This window comes from Desulfuromonadaceae bacterium, from assembly GCA_019429445.1.
Taxonomy (GTDB): Bacteria; Desulfobacterota; Desulfuromonadia; order Desulfuromonadales; family JAHYIW01; genus JAHYIW01.
This window is the reverse complement of sequence record JAHYIW010000019.1, coordinates 20,201-36,354: the sequence shown is the minus strand read 5'-3', so window position 1 is coordinate 36,354 and position 16,154 is coordinate 20,201. Positions and strand designations below refer to the sequence as shown.

The following is a 16,154-nucleotide window of genomic DNA, read 5'->3' as shown; positions in this document are numbered from 1 at the left end:
CTGATTCTTGTGTGCCGCTAGCTCAGTAGGTAGAGCATCTGACTTTTAATCAGATGGTCGTAGGTTCGATCCCTACGCGGCACACCATTTTTACAGGCAGTAATTAGCGGGGACATTTCCTGCTAGGTACTTGATGTTTTAAGTCCCTATCGTCTAGCCTGGCCCAGGACACCGCCCTTTCACGGCGGCGACGGGGGTTCGAATCCCCCTGGGGACGCCAATTGGAACGGCCCCGTTGTCAATCAGCGGGGTTGTTTCTGTTCAGTTACACCGCGTTTCACGCTTTACAAAGTTGCTGTCCCTATCGTCTAGCCTGGCCCAGGACATCGCCCTTTCACGGCGACGACAGGGGTTCGAATCCCCTTGGGGACGCCAATTTAAAAAAAGACCATCTTCCTCAACGAAGATGGTCTTTTTTTGCCGCTGTGACAGAAAATGCTACGTTCACTCTTATCTGCGCATGGGTGAATGAGAGCGAAGAAAACGGCTATATTAAATCCAAAATAAGCCCCAAAAATACTTGCTTTTGCTTATGCTTCATGGTATTTCTTCCCTCCGCTGGCAGAATAAAAAAGAATGTCGGGGCGTAGCGCAGCCTGGTAGCGCACCTGCTTCGGGAGCAGGGGGCCGGAGGTTCAAATCCTCTCGCCCCGACCATTTTTCTTCATACGTTGCATGCGAAAAGGCCAACCTTCCCAAGGTTGGCCTTTTCATTGTTCTGTTCTTCCGTCAACAGCCTTTATGCCCGCAAGGCAATTATGGTTTCGACACCCGAGCATCGACTCTGCCAAAATGAAAAAATGACGGTTTGCGAAGCGTTGCTCCGGACCGGGTGCAGTTATCTTGAACAGATGAAGAATGTTGGCCTGTTTTCTCAGCGAACCACTATGGGCCGATCAGACGTGAAACCGGACACATTGATCGAGGAGCGGTAGCTTGCGCAGGCGAAATTCCCTGCCGTAGCGATCATTCGGATTTTTTCGATCTCGACCAGACCGAAGAACTCGGCAAAGTGCTTGAGACAGCGCAGGCTGTAGCAATGGCCGACATGCTGTTCCGGGGTCTCATAGCTCATTGACTCGGGGACTTCCCGTAGCACAATCGGGAAGGCACGCAGCAGGGCGTCGGTATAGAACGAATCCGACTGCCAATGTTGATTCCCAGATGTGACCGCCGAAAAAGGAGATTCTTAACCGGCTGGGCGTCAAATCGATCCCTGCCCAGTTCCCGACCAATAACGTTGTAGTGTAAAAAAAGTGGTTGTCGGTTGTACTAAGTTTCTGATAATACAGAATTCATGTCTTTGAAAGTGTCAAACTTCGGTGACCGGTGACGCACCTGTGCCGGTGGTCACCCATAGATTCTGCGGGTGAACCAAACTAATATATCTGTACCGAATGGTGTTATGCTGAAAAAAGAGCAACGCATAATTTCATGGACGTCCCCCATTCCTCCTGGTTACCGACAGTAACAGTTTAGTCCTTTTCAACTTTTTTCTGCTGGTATTCTGATTGTCTGCTCACATTTTCCTTGAATTGTGGGCGTTTTTTTGGTTTAATTACGTGAGTATAAATACTCATTTACGCTGGGAGGACACATGACCCGATTGGATATTTTAAAGGAACAACAGGCCAGGCTTTCGGAGGATATTGCGGCAATGCTCGACAGTTTTCTTATCGGCTCGGTGGCAAGGTCGCCTTCCATGTCAGGGCACAATCTGACGACCAAGGTGCAAGGAAAGACCGTTACTCTTTACGTGCGGAAGGATATCGTGCCGAAGGCTCTGGAGATGAGCGGTCGATACAAGGTTCTCTGGTCGCGTATGCAGGAGCTTTCTAAGGTGAATTTGGAGATTCTGCGGCTGGAGCATTCGTAAGCATGTCGCGCTATCCCTGGCCACCCCATGATTTTGTCTGTCTTTATGAGCATACCTGCCCCTACCTGAACGGCTTATCGACAACATGGGTTTTTGGGGAATATCGACGGGCCGACAATGTGTATCAGAAGCACCTGCGGATCATTGATAATTTTTCCGAGGCGTTAGGGGCAAGCGAGAAGCGGGTGCGGGCTTTGGAGCGGGAAAACGCCGAGCTTCGGGCCAAGTATCAGGCCTTGCACCAGAAACAGTTCAAAGCCAACTGTAAGAAAAAGGGCGATTCCGAGATTAACAACGGCCAGGCGAAAGCAGCGGTTGCGAACAAGAAGAAACGTGGTGCGCCGGTGGGCCATCCGGGGTGGTCGCGTCCGACGCCGACGCGGGTAGATCGGATTGTTTCGGTGCCGGCCCCGGCCGCATGCCCTCACTGCGGCTCGGAGGACGTAACGCCCAGGGGAACGCAGCACGAACATCTCCAGGAAGACATTGTGCTCATGCCTCAACCCGTGGTGACGAAATATGTTCACGAGGAGGCCTTCTGTCATCATTGTAACCGGGCGGTCGTGGGGGCGGGCGCCGACGAGATTCCCAACGCCCCGATCGGACCGCTCGCCAAGTCCACCGCCAGCTATCTCCGGTACGAGATCGGCATCTCCTACCGAAAGGTAACAGTTTAGTCCCAGCATTAATCTCTGTGAATCCAATAGCACGGCTCCCGATGAAGGTGCATAACGGCAAGGATTATCAACTCATCGTTTGCCTCGTTATGATGGTACACAATGCCATACGTGTGTCAACGCGTGGTCGCCAACCGGCGCTGGCCACTTGACGACACTATTGAGGCGCTGCGTCGCGAGGCACAACAATGGTTGCCCGCTGCCAGGCAACAGACGGAACGAACACCTGTATAATTGCACTGCACCCTCCCCACACTCACCGGAAACTCATGGAAAAAACCAATTTTAATCACATTTATCCCATCTATTGTGGTCGTTATTTTCCAGACATGGGATTAATTTCACCATTTGAGGGGCCGACTAATCTGGACCGTTTCCGTCCACCTTCAGAACCCCTTGATTTTACGGCATTTATATATAAGGTATTGATTTATATACGTTTTTTGTTGCATATAAATTAGGCAAAAGGCTATCAACCTACTGGTTGTAACGAGTTATCCGGGTCAAAAGAATGCTCTTCTGCCAGTTATCCACATCGCGTGTGGACAACTCCCCTGACAGCGGCTGAACAACCTGCTGTCTAATAAAAATCTTGTTGACGCGAGACAGGCTATTCGGGCAGCGAAGTCGACAACGACCTCTATGTCGGCTCGTCAGGTGTGAGTCTGGCGGCAAATCGGGGGGAAAGTATTTACAAGCCGAAAAAGAGGTGAGGACGCATTATTGATGCGATAGAAAGGGAACAAGCCAGCTTTCCTTGACGGCTCAAGGGTCTGAAAGTTACTCGCAGATTCTGCGGATGAACCAACTGATCATATCATCTCTGCGTCCCGTGGCGATGCCATCCGCGACAAAGGTCCGGTAACTCCGTAGTGAAGTTTTGATGGTTTTGCCGAAACAGGCCAGAACTTCGGATGTCACCTGCCCCGGCAGAGCGGCTTGCCCCAGCAATACCGCATGCCCACACCACGGATACCGATCCAGCGCTTCAAGGGTTGAAACGAGTCCAGCGCGCAGTGGATTCAAGTGGATATAGCGCACCAATTCAAGCAGATACTCATCTTCGTCACAGACAGTTAACTTGTAATGGTCCTGGAAGAGATAGCCAGAACGTTGATGACGAAGGTTGAAAGCTACGGCGTAACCGGTCAACAGTTGGCGCATAAATTTGGTCAAGGGAATCAGTCGCGGGCAGAGCAGGAGATGGGCATGGTTGTCAAGAAGCGCCCAGGCAAAGCAATTGGTTTCAGTTGTGATTAATTGGTCAGAGAGGAGTTGGACGAAATTGTAGCGATCATCATCGCCGGTAAAAATCGCACGCCGGTCTATACCGCGGATAATAACATGCTGTAATAGATTCGGGATATCTACACGAACAGAGCTTGTCATGAAAAGAAGACTAGCAGGAGAAGTTAGATAGTCAATGTTTTACCTGAAGAACCAACCTTCCGCAATGCTGAAAAGCAGCTTCGAACCAGCCCTTGTTCTTTGGGGAGGATGCCTCAGTTTGAAACCTCAGCCCCGTGCGGATTTTTATACATATACGACCAGATTCCTGCTTGCTCGACCGCATAAAGCAGGACGCCGATAATGATCACAACAACGAAATTTTCCGGCAAGGTCATTGATGCCAGGTAGAACAGGAAAAAAACTGATCGACAGAACAGATGGTACCAGCGTACCACCGGGCTCTCTCCAGTTGCCATGCGGATCAGAACCGGGACAACCACGGTGAAGCTGTAACCGGTGAGTGCCAGATGAACCAGGATCGCTGGCAGCGGACAACCAAGAATCTGAAGCACTGCTTCGGGGAAGCTTTTGTAAATGTTGAAGTCCTGGACTGTCAATGCTGCGACACTCGCCAGCAGGAACAGAAGCAAACCCCAGAGACCTTTACGTGACAGGGCATACAGTGCAGAGGAGCTCAGACGAGGCCCCGTGCTTTGTTGCTCAAGGATGTCATCATCAGCCCAATGGTTGTCCACAGGAACTGAATGTATCTTCTGTGACTTGTCAGCATGTTTGCGGTGGTTCTTATGAGTCATCGGATTGAGGTATTTCATGCTGTCCTCCTTGTCACTCTGTCACAATTGATCAACAACCTTCTGCCCTGCATTAAGAGCTGCCTCGTCAAGGTGCTTTGTGGGGATGCTCCTCGGCATCCTCTTCTTCCCAACCGGTCCACATGGGCTTGATATAGGCCATCGCCGTCTTGCCCAGGGTGGCAAGATAAACGTGCGTGAAAAGGAACGCGCAGAGGCTGCAAGCGAGCAGAAAATGGGTGGCAATCAAAATCTTCAAACCGCCAAACATCAGCACCAGATCGCGCATCGGGCTGACATTGGTCAGTAGCAGACCGGTCAGACTGACCAATGGCACGAGCAGAAACATGATGGCGAGGTAAGCCGATTTTTGCATCGGGTTGAACTTGTTTTCAGGGGTCGGGTGGTGCGGGTTTTCCCAGCCCAGGAAGTAGGTCAGTAAATAGAATTTGGCCTGACGCAACAGTCCGTCCTGCAAGTCGTCTTTGCTCGGCACATAGACCTTGAACATGTCACGGCTGATCAGGGCGTAGTAGATAAACCAGAGCGTGAACGAGAAGGTCACGACCAGCCCGGCTGCGTTGTGCAGTAAAATGGCTGTTTTGTAACTGGTAAACATGTGAACATGCTCAGGGAAGCGGATATGGATAGCGGTAACACACAGGGTGATGATCCCCAAGGCATTCAGCCAGTGCCAGATACGCACAGGAGTCGGTTGCAGGTATATCTTGATTTTTGGCGACATGGCTATTTCTCCTCATTCTTGCGGTTTTTACGGGTCAGGAAACGTAAGGTTCCGTGTCCGATCGGCACGACCATGCCCCCGGCAAGGACTACCAGCCCCACGTAATTGAGAGCCTTGCTGCGGGTTGCTCCAACCATGTAGAAATCAGGCGTGCCATACAGAGCGTCAAGGACGGCACCCTTCTCTACAGAGATCCTCTTGAAACCACCATCACGCTCTGCGAGTGACAAGTAACTCACCTGCATCGCTTCCGGACCGGAGGAGTGGCAAAAGGAGCAATCCCAGCGGTTATCCTGGGTCAAGAAGTTGTGGCTGAGTCGTTCCGGAGTCATCATGCCCTGCAAACGCAACGGCTTATTCTCCGGGTCGAGATTGAACAGCCGGAGCTCGGCTATCGAGATATAACCATCGGCGTTGGTATCGACCAGTTGCACAATCGGCTTGCCCCCGGAGAGGGCGTTCAACTCGGCGTACGTTGCGAGGTCGAACCTGCTGAACATCGATCCGCTCCGACGTTTAATAATATAGAGGCTGATGACATACTCGTTTGATGTCGAATGGCAGGTCACGCAGGGCAGATTGTTGATGTGCAAGTCAGCCTGTGGCAGCCACTCGGCATGTTTTTCCTGTATTTCGACACGCTCATGACACGAGGTGCATTGCAGGTTCATATCCTGTCCGGAAACTGCCGTTGGGCCATACACCTGATGAGGATTGTGGCAGTCACTGCAGACGGCATTCTGAGCGTGGTTACTGTTGCTGTAGCTTTTACTGACATCACCATGACACTCGGCGCAGCTGGCTTTAGAAGGGGGGAAACCGTCATCCGGATGTTGTTCTGTGATCGAGACATGACAGCCATGGCAACCAACTTCAGCATGAGCTGTATGGTCAAATGTGAGTGAATTAATCACCAAATCCTCGCCGACCACGTCTTTATCGCCGTGGCAATTCGTGCAATCGCTGCTGTCCATGGCGACACCCATGGCTGGCAACAGGGCCAGGAGGAAGATCAGTAATCCAACGTGGACAATTTTGTTAAGTATTCGCTTGACCATATCAATCCCCTTAATTGCTGCTCAGCAAATTTCAGCGAAGTAAAGCTCTGATGGATTCCGGTCGCTTTTCAGCAATGTCACGAAACAGCTGGTTGATAGCTGTGAGCGACGAAAAGACCTGAGACACGACGATGATTCCGCAGTAGCCGAGGAAGAAGCGGATCGCCAAGCCAGTGACACCATCCATCATCTCCATAGCCTGCCAGGTTGCGAGACCGGCACAGATGTACAGGGTCAGACTCGCAGCCCACAGAACAAGTAGTTTCACGCCGATTTTCATGATGACCTTCTTTTCTCACCCTTTTACTCGTGGACCAGTTGTTTATTCCTCGCTGATTGCATCCACTTTGGTCTGGCCCTTGTTGCCGGTATAAAATGACTTCAGCACGCCAAAAAGTAGAAACATGGCTGGCATGAGCTGCACGATCACGATCAAGGCGCACATGCCAAGGAATATCCAGACCAAGAACATGCTGCCATCCTCCCTGCCTCCGGTTGCGGCAATAAGATTCGAGGCCAGACCTAACTGGGTTGCCAGAACAATCAAAATCGTCATTGTGCTTTTCATCTTCGCTCTCCTTTTTCAGGTTGTTCAACCCCTTGACGGTTACAGTGTGGACGAAAGGCTCTGGTCGCGAGCATCACCTTATTACGGGCGCAGTCGATAGCCTGTTGCAGTTCGTCCCACCCCAAGGCACATACTGGTCGATTTGTGCGGTAAAAAATGCCCTGCTGACGCACCTTAAGTTCTTCTGATGCCGACACCTCGTCTGCGACAAGAATGATGGTTGAGTGTCGGCTACAGCTTTTCAGCAACGTGACAAGAGACGCCACCGACAAGCCTTCTTCGAGCCCGTCACCAAGGACAACAACTGACGACCCGTCATGCAGAAGACTCTCCATCAAGGATGCTGCGGACCCGGTGTATTCGACGGTGTAGATCTTTGCAGCTAACGCCCTGGCCATCCCGGCGCGGCTGATCAGGTTCTTGTCAGCGATTATGACTTTAGGCTCAAGCATTGCGGCCTCGTGCTGCTGATTGGATTGAACGTGCTCGAATATTCTTCACAACCTCAGTTTTCCTCTTTATTTTCATTGCCCAAGAAGGCAGATTTGATCACGCACCCCAGCAGCATGATGACTGGCACTAACTGGATTGCGATAATGGCGGAGACGAAGGCGAAAAAAATGCTCCGCAGCGGTTCCGTGCCGATCGAGGCGCCACCGGCAAAAGGAATGATGGCTGTTCCGGTGGCAACGACGATAATGATCAATGTGCTGACTAATTTTGGTTTCATAACAGCCTCCTCGGTTTGAGTTGTTTTGTTGTCCCTCAATAAGAGCAACCGCCATACCAATGACTGAATGCTTACAAAACTGTTATTTATCTTTTATTTCAGATAGTTACACTACTGTCGTCAAATCAGAGGGCGTAACAGGAATCTTGTCTCGCAGGAAAGTGTCCTGTCCGACAGGAAGATTACCGTCCGGCAGGAATAACCCGTTGTCTAGAGGAGGAGTGGTTAGTGAAGTGAAATCTGATGTTTTTTCAACAGGGAGTAAAGGCGTGATCGGGACAGGCCAGCAAGCCGACATGCCTGACTGACATTCTGCCCGGCGTAGCGCACAAGACTCGCCAGGTAGCGCTTCTCCGCCAGACTGAATATTCCTGAGCGGAAATCTTGCAGACACGGCAAAATGCGCGATGCGGACGCGGGGCGACTGTCTTTGTCGGGAAGATTTGATCTGATAATGGATTTGGCAACCTGAATACGAATGTACTGTGGCAAATGCTTTGGAAACAAGGTCGTTTCCTGTTGCGCCATAATGAGGGCTTGCTCCAGGGAATTAATCAATTCACGGACATTGCCTGGCCACGCATAAAGGGTAAGAGTTTTGATGAATTCAGGGGTGAGTTGCTTCGAGCAAAAACCATATTTCTGGCACAAGCGCTCTACATGGTAATTGGCCAGTGGTTGGATATCATCGATACGGCAACGTAATGGCGGCAATTCGATGAGACAGGACTGCAGGCGGTAAAGCAGATCCTGGCGAAACTGTCCGCGCGCAACATTCTGTTGCAAATCACGGTTAGTTGCCGCGACCAGGCGAAAATCGCTATCGACTTCAAAACTGTTGCCGATCGGCCGGAAACGCCGCTCTTCCAACACCCGCAGGAAAGGCTTCTGCAGGGTTGGTGATAACTCGCCTACTTCGTCAAGGAAGAGTGTTCCACGGTGCGCCTGGCGGATCAACCCTTCGCAGGTTTTGTCCGCGCCGGTAAATGAACCCTTTTCATAACCGAAAAGAAGACTGCTGACAATCGTTTCAGGCAATACCGTACAGTCAACAGCAACGAAACAGCCCTGTGCACGAGAACTGTTTTTATGGATGGCTTGTGCGAAAAGTTCTTTACCGGTGCCGGTTTCCCCGTACAACAACACGCTGGTATCAGTTGCCGCTACCTCTGCCAACGATTTCAGGCAGGTTGCGAGCTGTTTGCTGCCGCCGACAATGCCGGCGAAACGTTGCGCTGCGTTGTCGGACTCGTCGGAATCAACCCCGCCCGGATCAATGTTTGCGCGTTCAATAGAAGGATTGAACAAACCATCAGACATCCCGGTATCGATTTCACCGCCATTGGCATTGGCGTCGACAAAAGCCCCCTTGGCACAAGTCCGATTGCCCTTTTCCACGATGTTGGCCGATGATGAAAGTTTTACTCCTGAAATATTCGAAACAGGAGTTCGCCCTGGATGTTTCAGTTCCATGCTATCTCCCCCCTGGAGACTGTCCGAGAATAAGGAGTAAAGCAAGAACCCAGAAGTTTAAGATCAGATTTTGACTCGTTTGAAAGTTCATGGCCGTGGCAACAAGCTGAAAAGGAGCTGAAATATGGTCCACACAGCAGGATTTTCAGCCGGGCATTCATTCTCGGGCGGCCTCCTGGTTGCTTGCGCTCAGGTTCGGTGTTTGAACCATTTTCAAAGCAGGAGCTGTGCCAAAAGAGGACTTGCCTTTTAAATCGAGGGTTATCAGTGACTTAGCTTTTTATTAGGGTCACAGGTCGGCGTTGTGGGGCAGAATTTATTCCTGTCTGGCAGGAAATTTCCTGTTGGGGCGGAGGAATAGGCCATGGAGGCCAGGAGTTCAAAGGGTTACTTGTCACGCGTAACTTCGTGTTTTTTCATCAATGCGTAGAGGCGGGATGGGGACAAACCGGAAAGATGACACGCTTGAGAAATATTCCGATCTGAGAGGGTCAACAGATCCTGCAGGTAAACCTTCTCAGCTTCATTATAGATCGCATTGCGATAGACATGCAGTTTTGGCAAGTTGTGAATGGTGCCATTACCTGGCGCAATATCAAGAGGAGGCTCTTGTCCCACTGAAGCACGGGTCACTTCAACACGGATACCGGTCGGCAGATGCTTGGGAAAAAGGGTTGGTTCATAACGAGCCGAGGCCAGAGCTTGTTCCATGGTATGCACAAATTCACGCACATTCCCCGGCCACGGATAGGCGCGCAGAGTATTGATCAAATCTGGCGAGAAGCCTTTGGGCAAAAGTCCGTAACGATCACAGAAGCTGTCGGCATAGAATCTGGCCAGTTTTTGAAAATCCTCAAGCCGTTCCCGCAGTGGTGGCAGCTCAATCGCATAAGAGCGCAACCGGAACAGCAGGTCCTCACGAAACTGGCTGGTTTTAACCATCTGGTCGATATTTCGGTTGGTTGCCGCGACCAGACGAAAATCGCTCTCTATTTCGCGACTGCCCCCGAGAGGTCTGAACCGGCGTTCCTGCAATACACGCAGAAACGATTTTTGCGTAATGAGCGGCAGTTCACCGACTTCGTCAAGGAAGAGAGTGCCACAATGCGCCTGGCGCACCAAGCCGTCGCGGGCCTTCTCTGCCCCGGTGAAGGTCCCCTTTTCATGACCGAAGAGCAGACTCTCCACGAGAGTTTCCGGTAGCGCCGTGCAATCAACCACGACAAAATTTCCGCGCGCGCGCTGGCTGTTCTCATGGATGGCCCGGGCAAACAGCTCTTTACCGGTGCCGGTTTCACCTGTTATGAAGACATTGACATCACTGCTGGCGGCCTGGGCGACCATATCAAGGCAGGCCTGCAATCTGGGGCTGTCGCCAATGATATTTTCCCGTTTGAGAGCGACGATTGAACCCTTTTGCCGGACGGCATGCTTTTCATTTCGATATTGCAGGGCACGTTCCAGAGCAAGGCTGATTTCCTTGGCCGAAGAACTTTTTTCAATGTAGTCCCAGGCTCCGCTCTTGATTGCCAGTTCAGCGCCGTTGGGCTCGCCGAAACCGGTAATGATGATCACTTCCGGGGCCAAGGAGAGGGCTTCAAGCCTGGGCAAAAAATCGAGTCCATTACCATCAGGCAGGTGGACATCCAGAAAGATCACATCAAACTGCCGGGTTGCCACTTGTTTTTGCCCGTCGTGCATCGAAACCGCGCAGGCGACCTCATGACCACAGCGCTGTACCAGTCTCGACAGAGTGGCACACATCAAGTCGTCGTCGTCAATAATCAGGACATTTGCCATTGTGAATATTCCCGGGCCTGGTCAATCGAGCATTCGACGAATAAGCTGGCTCATCTCGCGGCGCTCATAAGGTTTGGTCATAAACCCTTTGATGCCGATCGCTTGCGACTTGGCTATCGATATCCCTGAACCGTTTGTCAGGGCCTTGCCGGAGCAGAGGATGATTGGCACTTCAGCACGCACTTTAAGGACTTCTCTGGCCAACATATCACCGGTCATGTACGGCATGGTCTGGTCGGTAATCACCATGTCAAAGCTGGCTGGCTGTGCCAGGAACAACTGCAGAGCCTTGCGACTGTCAGTGCTGGCGATAACATCATAACCCAGTTTTTCCAGCATCTTTTTGCCAGCAAAGGCCAACGCCGGCTCGTCATCGACAAGCAATATCTTTTCGTGACCATTTGCAGCCATCAGGTTATCGTTCACCTCGGGCAGCTCTTCGATGCAGTAACTTTGGGGTAGATAGATATGGAACGCGGTTCCCTGCCCCGGCGTGCTTTCTACATTAATGAGTCCGCCATGATTCCCAATGATACCGTGCGCAACAGAAAGCCCCAGGCCGGTCCCCTTACCAGGGCCCTTGGTGGTAAAAAACGGATCAAATATCCGCTCAAGAATTTCGCGTTTCATACCATGGCCGGTATCCCTGATCGAAAGTTTCAGAAAATTTCCCGGATGCAATCGGGCATGAACATTATCGGATCGCGAAGCGCTTGTGACCTCTTCCATACTTATTTCAAGGACACCACTATCCTGCTCAGCCATGGCGTCAGCTGCATTGGTGCAAATATTGAGGATGACCTGATGAATCTGGGTCGGATCAGCATCCACCCGAGCCAGATTCGGTTTGATGCGATTGCGGATCTCAATGGTTGAAGGGAGTGATGCTCGCAGCAGATTGAGGCATTCAGTTGTGATAACTTCGACGGATACTGGAACGCGCTCTTTAAGATTCTGACGGCTAATAGTCAGAATCTGCTTCACCAGGCTTTTCCCCCGATTGCCTGCCTGATAAACGATTTCAAGGTGTTCCCGCATACTGTCATTGTTGGGCAGATCGTCAAGAACCAGTTCTGTATTGGTGAGAATAGCCGCAAGAATGTTATTGAAATCATGGGCAATCCCCCCGGCAAGGGTGGCAATGGCCTCCATTTTTTGTGCCGTCCGCAACTGTTCCTCCAGCTCGGCTTCATGGGTCACGTCGCTGACAACGGCAACATAGCGAACGGCCTCTGAATCCTCGGCCATGACTGGCGATATATTGGCTTCAATCTCGTAATGGGAGCCATCTTCGCGCACATTCTGATACCGGCCTGTGCTGGCTTCTCCGGTCTTCAGGACACTTTTGATAGCCAGATAAAAGCTATCGTTGTGGTGGTCACAAAACAGTTCATGCAGAGTTCCGCCAACAACATCCTCAGCATTAACCCCGCAGATGTGCTCCCATGAAGGGTTGAGATATTGGACACGGGCGTCCTGATCAAAAGTCAGAATTCCTTCTGCCGCCTGATGAATCACCTTGGTCAGAAGTAGCTGCTCCTCCCTGGCTTTCTTTTGTGTGGTTTTACTATGAATCGCCATGATTCGATTAGCCAGGTCTTCGGTGAGTTCTTCCAGCTGGCTGGCCTCTTCCGGGTCAAAAGATTCGGCTTCAGAGGCGAGAATAACCAGGACACCATAAACCTTGCGTCCTTTGTGCAGGGGCAAGGAGATCGCCGAGCAAAAGCCATGCGCCAGAGCCATCTCGCGCCACGGCTTGAATTTCGGGTTGGACATAATGTTACGCACAATCACGGTCTGACCGGTTTTGATTGTCGTCCCGGCCGGGCCCTGCCCATAGACAGAATTATCCCATCGCACGTTTAGAGCATTCAGGTAGCCTTCCTCATAACCCCAGTGGGCAACCGGCTTGACACTCTTCTCTTCATCATCAGAGGCATAGCCCACCCAGGCCAGTCGATAACCGCCAAGAACGACCAGAATCCGGCATATTTTCCGCAGAAGATCATATTCATCCATGTCCCAGGTGGTTGCCTTTTTGCACTCACTAAAAACTCTCAAAGCTCGATTTGCCCGGAACAGCGTCTCCTCTGCATCGATAAACGCTAACTCACGATGGCGGATCAGCACAAACAACAATTGTGCCGAGATGACTATAAATAACCACTGACTGATAATTTTTGCGGTGCGAAAGGTCTCGGGATCAACTATCCATTTTGACAAAACAGGTTCGGAGAAAAACACCCACATTCCACCGACAATGGTATAGACAAGACAGATGAAAAAGGCCGTAAGCCAGGGTTTCAGGATTTTTTGCGAGAAGGTCAGTTTTTTCATTGCATCTTACCGTGCCGTTCAGGCTTATGGCACAGACGTCCTGTGGCTGAATTACGTGGGAGGGGGACGAATCAGAATCCTGCGCATAATTAACTTTTTTTAATATAACTGCTAAATAACGTTTCGTCAATCATTACCTGCGTTATGCGAGGTCGTTGAAGAATATTTGAAAAGGTGAGAGCAAAAAAACCGACAAAGCCTTGATTTATCGAATGGACATATAGACGACACGGAGATCATGCGGGCGGGACTGACGCCCGCATGATCTCCGTGTCGTCCCTCATGCGGGCGACCTAAACGTCACTCGATTTAGAAGCGAATGATTTCTGGATTCCCCTCTTTGAACTGTGGCATCATCATCCCGATATTCGCGTTGATGTAGGTCGGGTCACAAACGACAAAGCGTTTTCCATCGACAAGGATAGCATCCCCTTCGACCTTTTCGGTAAAGTTGACTGCGGTCGCAATATGTCCGGGGAAGTGGACGCCAACCACTTCCAGTCCAACAATCCTGGTCACCAGATAGCTGAACAGAATTGATCGATCCTCGCAATCGGAATAACGAAACGCAACCGTCTCTTCGGCAAACATGTATTTTTCACGACCGAATTGCTCATCGTCCGTTTGATATTCAAAGGCCGTCTGCGCAAAGCGCAATAGCATATTAACCGCTTCAGTTTCACTCTTGCCAGCGACCAGTTTGCCCAGGCCATCAATCAAGCTTTGTTCAGCCTCGGTGGCCAACGGAGCGGCGAAATAGATTGCCCATTCAGTCTGGGGATAACTATCGTAAAAAACGAGGGCGTTCCGGTTGTAGCTAACGGGAACGGTAAATTCCTTGTTTTGATAAAGGAAATGCAAGCTCCGCACTTCACGTCCCTCGCCAACCCGCGGCACGAGAGGCAACTTGAGTGACAGCAGGCGCTCGGCGCGGGGATAGTCTTTACTGTACGTGTAAACTTTGCCCGGCTTGCGCTGATCACGAAAATAACTGATGTTGTAATATCTGGTTCCATCGAGCGTGTAGTAGGGTGCCTGATAAACCAGACTGTCGATCGGAGCGAGCAGAAAAACGCGATTGTCGCTGTAGCCAACCCTGACTCGATAGCCTGACTTCGTCAGTGCGAACCAGGCAAAGAGCTGCGCATCATTCCCCGGACCGTGCAACGCTTCTCCCGCTTCCTGCACAAACTGGAAGTAGCCCCAGTCGTTCAACTGCAAGGCTTCCTTGACTGTCAACAGGCTGGACAGCATCGGCCCAAAGTCGGCCGTACCAATTTTTTCCCAGTAAGCGCTGATTTCACGATTGGTGATCTTTGTTCCAGTCGTAACCGCCAACGATGGATCGCACACCACACGCAGCATACGCCCCAGATATGCAACCTCAAGCGTTGCTGGCTGCGGAACGTCGGTCGGGGGTTCAGGCTGTGACGGGACAACAACAACCGGTAGTTCAGGTTCAGGCTGTGACGGGACAACAATAACCGGTAGTTCAGGTTCTGGCTGTGACGGGACAACAATAACCGGTGGTTCAGGTTCAGGCTGTGACGGGACAACAATAACCGGTGGTTCAGGTTCAGGCGGTGACGGGACAACAATAACTGGTGGTTCAGGTTCAGGCGGTGACGGGACAACAGCAACCGGTAGTTCAGGTCTAGCTTGTGGCAGGACAACAACCGGTGGTGGTGGAAGAACCGGGGCAGAAGGTGGCGGGACCGTCTGTCCCAGCGGCGCAATCTTGTCGTCAGGTTTTTTAGCCGCTTTGGGCAACTTGACCGGTTTGGGGGTTGGATCTTTGACCAACCCCTCGAACTCGTCAAACGCCTGCCATTTTTCTTTCAAAAATTCAGCAAAATCGCGGTCACGCTCATCCTTGAACGACTGGATTTCCTGGGCTGATTCAGCATAGAACGCATCCATCTCGCGCCGCATTTCATCCTCAATGCTGCCAAAATGCGCCGTTTCCTGATCAGTATCTGAAAAAAACCGGTCAACATCACTGCCCTGTGCGTACGCCAAACTGCTCATGCAGACAATCATCAGAATGCCATGCCACAATTTAAACCTCATTGCAAAGCTCCTCATTCAAATCATTTTCGCGCATCGTCGCGCGTCGGCAACCTGGACAGGGCGGACGCCCCCTCACCAGAAGGGGCAAGGGGGCGTCATCAACCATCAAACCTATTCGATCAGACCTTGTTCCTGCATATCCTTGAAGAAGGAAGCCTGCTTTTCAGCCTGTTTTTTGGCAAACTCATCATTCTCTTCTTTGGCTTTTTGCGCTGCCTTGTCTGCTTCACGAGCCATGTTCTTCACGGTGTCCTTGTAGGCCAGATCGATCTCTTCGGCCGGCACATAGCCAAGCGCAAAGTACTGAAAATACGACCCGGTGGGGTTGCGGTATTTTTCAAAGTAATATTCCTTGACCTTGACCCGTTTCGCCATATTGGTGGCAAGTTGCTTGGTAAACTCGCGGGCAGCAGCGGTCGGATCGATAGCGTCACTTTCCTGACCATAGGAAACTTTGGCCTCTTCAAACTTCTTTTTGACCAGCGTCCCCATATACTTGACAACTTCCTCGGTCACACCGCGCCCGGCACTTTCCCGCGCGGAAGCTTCGGTCTTGTACCGATCGGAGGTGCCGACAAAGAACATCTTGCCCCCCTCGGCATCAGGAATCGACATCGTCCAGACCGGACGCTGCGGCTGCGAGGTCTGAATCAGCTCCTCAGTATCCATCGCAGCTTTCATTTCATGCTGAACGGTACCGCCGCCGCAGCCAAAGAGCAGAAACATCGCCAGACCGGCAATTAAAAATCCACTAAGCTTCTTCATTTTTTCCTCCTGA

16 protein-coding genes and 4 tRNA genes are annotated in these 16,154 nt (G+C 51.3%); 6 read left to right on the top strand and 14 right to left on the bottom strand.

Annotated elements, in window-relative coordinates; all coding sequences use genetic code 11:
* Positions 1-11: 11 nt before the first annotated feature.
* The 4 genes from K0A93_09105 to K0A93_09090 all read left to right on the top strand — a co-directional run bounded on the left by K0A93_09105 (position 12) and on the right by K0A93_09090 (position 657).
* Positions 12-87, top strand: a tRNA-Lys gene (locus tag K0A93_09105).
* A gap of 55 nt (positions 88-142) precedes the next feature.
* Positions 143-220, top strand: a tRNA-Glu gene (locus K0A93_09100).
* A gap of 77 nt (positions 221-297) precedes the next feature.
* Positions 298-375: transfer RNA gene (locus K0A93_09095), tRNA-Glu, on the top strand.
* A gap of 205 nt (positions 376-580) precedes the next feature.
* Positions 581-657 (top strand) — tRNA-Pro (locus K0A93_09090).
* A gap of 217 nt (positions 658-874) precedes the next feature.
* Here the strand turns inward: K0A93_09090 and K0A93_09085 are convergent.
* On the bottom strand, positions 875-1,075 hold the full coding sequence (locus K0A93_09085) for a hypothetical protein (protein MBW6512248.1): 201 nt from the start codon (positions 1,073-1,075) through the stop codon (positions 875-877).
* A gap of 522 nt (positions 1,076-1,597) precedes the next feature.
* On the opposite strand from K0A93_09085, the gene K0A93_09080 reads away from it, so the two are divergent.
* Both K0A93_09080 and K0A93_09075 read left to right on the top strand, forming a co-directional pair.
* Entirely contained in the window at positions 1,598-1,876 is a 279-nt protein-coding gene (locus tag K0A93_09080; GenBank protein MBW6512247.1) for a hypothetical protein, read from the top strand.
* A 2-nt stretch (positions 1,877-1,878) separates the two neighbouring features.
* Complete coding sequence (locus K0A93_09075) at positions 1,879-2,553, top strand: hypothetical protein (GenBank protein MBW6512246.1); 675 nt, start codon at positions 1,879-1,881, stop codon at positions 2,551-2,553.
* Between the two features lie 780 nt (positions 2,554-3,333).
* On the opposite strand, the gene K0A93_09070 is transcribed toward K0A93_09075, so the two are convergent.
* From K0A93_09070 to K0A93_09010, 13 genes are all read right to left on the bottom strand, one after another.
* A complete protein-coding gene (locus K0A93_09070) occupies positions 3,334-3,942 on the bottom strand; it encodes a transposase (GenBank protein ID MBW6512245.1) in 609 nt (202 codons plus the stop codon).
* A gap of 113 nt (positions 3,943-4,055) precedes the next feature.
* Positions 4,056-4,616 carry a hypothetical protein gene (locus K0A93_09065; protein MBW6512244.1) on the bottom strand — a complete coding sequence of 187 codons (561 nt, stop codon included), beginning with the start codon at positions 4,614-4,616 and terminating at the stop codon, positions 4,056-4,058.
* A 67-nt stretch (positions 4,617-4,683) separates the two neighbouring features.
* Positions 4,684-5,340: a cytochrome b/b6 domain-containing protein gene (locus tag K0A93_09060; protein ID MBW6512243.1), complete on the bottom strand. Its 657-nt coding sequence runs from the start codon at positions 5,338-5,340 to the stop codon at positions 4,684-4,686.
* Positions 5,341-5,342: 2 nt separating this feature from the next.
* The gene (locus K0A93_09055) at positions 5,343-6,398 is read right to left on the bottom strand and encodes a cytochrome c family protein (GenBank protein ID MBW6512242.1); all 1,056 of its coding nucleotides are present in this window, start codon (positions 6,396-6,398) and stop codon (positions 5,343-5,345) included.
* Positions 6,399-6,429: 31 nt separating this feature from the next.
* Positions 6,430-6,678 carry a hypothetical protein gene (locus tag K0A93_09050; GenBank protein ID MBW6512241.1) on the bottom strand — a complete coding sequence of 83 codons (249 nt, stop codon included), beginning with the start codon at positions 6,676-6,678 and terminating at the stop codon, positions 6,430-6,432.
* A 42-nt stretch (positions 6,679-6,720) separates the two neighbouring features.
* Entirely contained in the window at positions 6,721-6,954 is a 234-nt protein-coding gene (locus K0A93_09045; protein MBW6512240.1) for a hypothetical protein, read from the bottom strand.
* 8 nt (positions 6,955-6,962) lie between these two features.
* The gene (locus K0A93_09040) at positions 6,963-7,418 is read right to left on the bottom strand and encodes a response regulator (protein MBW6512239.1); all 456 of its coding nucleotides are present in this window, start codon (positions 7,416-7,418) and stop codon (positions 6,963-6,965) included.
* A gap of 53 nt (positions 7,419-7,471) precedes the next feature.
* A complete protein-coding gene (locus K0A93_09035) occupies positions 7,472-7,696 on the bottom strand; it encodes a hypothetical protein (GenBank protein MBW6512238.1) in 225 nt (74 codons plus the stop codon).
* 225 nt (positions 7,697-7,921) lie between these two features.
* Positions 7,922-9,169, bottom strand: coding sequence for a sigma 54-interacting transcriptional regulator (locus K0A93_09030; protein MBW6512237.1), 1,248 nt, complete (start codon positions 9,167-9,169; stop codon positions 7,922-7,924).
* Between the two features lie 387 nt (positions 9,170-9,556).
* Positions 9,557-10,969 carry a sigma-54 dependent transcriptional regulator gene (locus K0A93_09025; protein MBW6512236.1) on the bottom strand — a complete coding sequence of 471 codons (1,413 nt, stop codon included), beginning with the start codon at positions 10,967-10,969 and terminating at the stop codon, positions 9,557-9,559.
* Positions 10,970-10,990: 21 nt separating this feature from the next.
* Positions 10,991-13,306: a GAF domain-containing protein gene (locus tag K0A93_09020; GenBank protein MBW6512235.1), complete on the bottom strand. Its 2,316-nt coding sequence runs from the start codon at positions 13,304-13,306 to the stop codon at positions 10,991-10,993.
* A gap of 309 nt (positions 13,307-13,615) precedes the next feature.
* Positions 13,616-15,376 (bottom strand): hypothetical protein, encoded by a 1,761-nt coding sequence (locus K0A93_09015; GenBank protein MBW6512234.1) that lies wholly within the window; start codon positions 15,374-15,376, stop codon positions 13,616-13,618.
* 111 nt (positions 15,377-15,487) lie between these two features.
* On the bottom strand, positions 15,488-16,141 hold the full coding sequence (locus K0A93_09010) for a hypothetical protein (GenBank protein MBW6512233.1): 654 nt from the start codon (positions 16,139-16,141) through the stop codon (positions 15,488-15,490).
* Positions 16,142-16,154 lie beyond the last annotated feature (13 nt).

What these genes read in the sequence shown, in the direction of transcription:
- K0A93_09085 (MBW6512248.1), bottom strand. Translation starts at nt 1,075, where the DNA reads ATGAGCTATGAGACCCCGGAACAGCATGTCGGCCATTGCTACAGCCTG.
- K0A93_09080 (MBW6512247.1), top strand. Translation starts at nt 1,598, where the DNA reads ATGACCCGATTGGATATTTTAAAGGAACAACAGGCCAGGCTTTCGGAG.
- K0A93_09075 (MBW6512246.1), top strand. Translation starts at nt 1,879, where the DNA reads ATGTCGCGCTATCCCTGGCCACCCCATGATTTTGTCTGTCTTTATGAG.
- K0A93_09070 (MBW6512245.1), bottom strand. Translation starts at nt 3,942, where the DNA reads ATGACAAGCTCTGTTCGTGTAGATATCCCGAATCTATTACAGCATGTT.
- K0A93_09065 (MBW6512244.1), bottom strand. Translation starts at nt 4,616, where the DNA reads ATGAAATACCTCAATCCGATGACTCATAAGAACCACCGCAAACATGCT.
- K0A93_09060 (MBW6512243.1), bottom strand. Translation starts at nt 5,340, where the DNA reads ATGTCGCCAAAAATCAAGATATACCTGCAACCGACTCCTGTGCGTATC.
- K0A93_09055 (MBW6512242.1), bottom strand. Translation starts at nt 6,398, where the DNA reads ATGGTCAAGCGAATACTTAACAAAATTGTCCACGTTGGATTACTGATC.
- K0A93_09050 (MBW6512241.1), bottom strand. Translation starts at nt 6,678, where the DNA reads ATGAAAATCGGCGTGAAACTACTTGTTCTGTGGGCTGCGAGTCTGACC.
- K0A93_09045 (MBW6512240.1), bottom strand. Translation starts at nt 6,954, where the DNA reads ATGACGATTTTGATTGTTCTGGCAACCCAGTTAGGTCTGGCCTCGAAT.
- K0A93_09040 (MBW6512239.1), bottom strand. Translation starts at nt 7,418, where the DNA reads ATGCTTGAGCCTAAAGTCATAATCGCTGACAAGAACCTGATCAGCCGC.
- K0A93_09035 (MBW6512238.1), bottom strand. Translation starts at nt 7,696, where the DNA reads ATGAAACCAAAATTAGTCAGCACATTGATCATTATCGTCGTTGCCACC.
- K0A93_09030 (MBW6512237.1), bottom strand. Translation starts at nt 9,169, where the DNA reads ATGGAACTGAAACATCCAGGGCGAACTCCTGTTTCGAATATTTCAGGA.
- K0A93_09025 (MBW6512236.1), bottom strand. Translation starts at nt 10,969, where the DNA reads ATGGCAAATGTCCTGATTATTGACGACGACGACTTGATGTGTGCCACT.
- K0A93_09020 (MBW6512235.1), bottom strand. Translation starts at nt 13,306, where the DNA reads ATGAAAAAACTGACCTTCTCGCAAAAAATCCTGAAACCCTGGCTTACG.
- K0A93_09015 (MBW6512234.1), bottom strand. Translation starts at nt 15,376, where the DNA reads ATGAGGTTTAAATTGTGGCATGGCATTCTGATGATTGTCTGCATGAGC.
- K0A93_09010 (MBW6512233.1), bottom strand. Translation starts at nt 16,141, where the DNA reads ATGAAGAAGCTTAGTGGATTTTTAATTGCCGGTCTGGCGATGTTTCTG.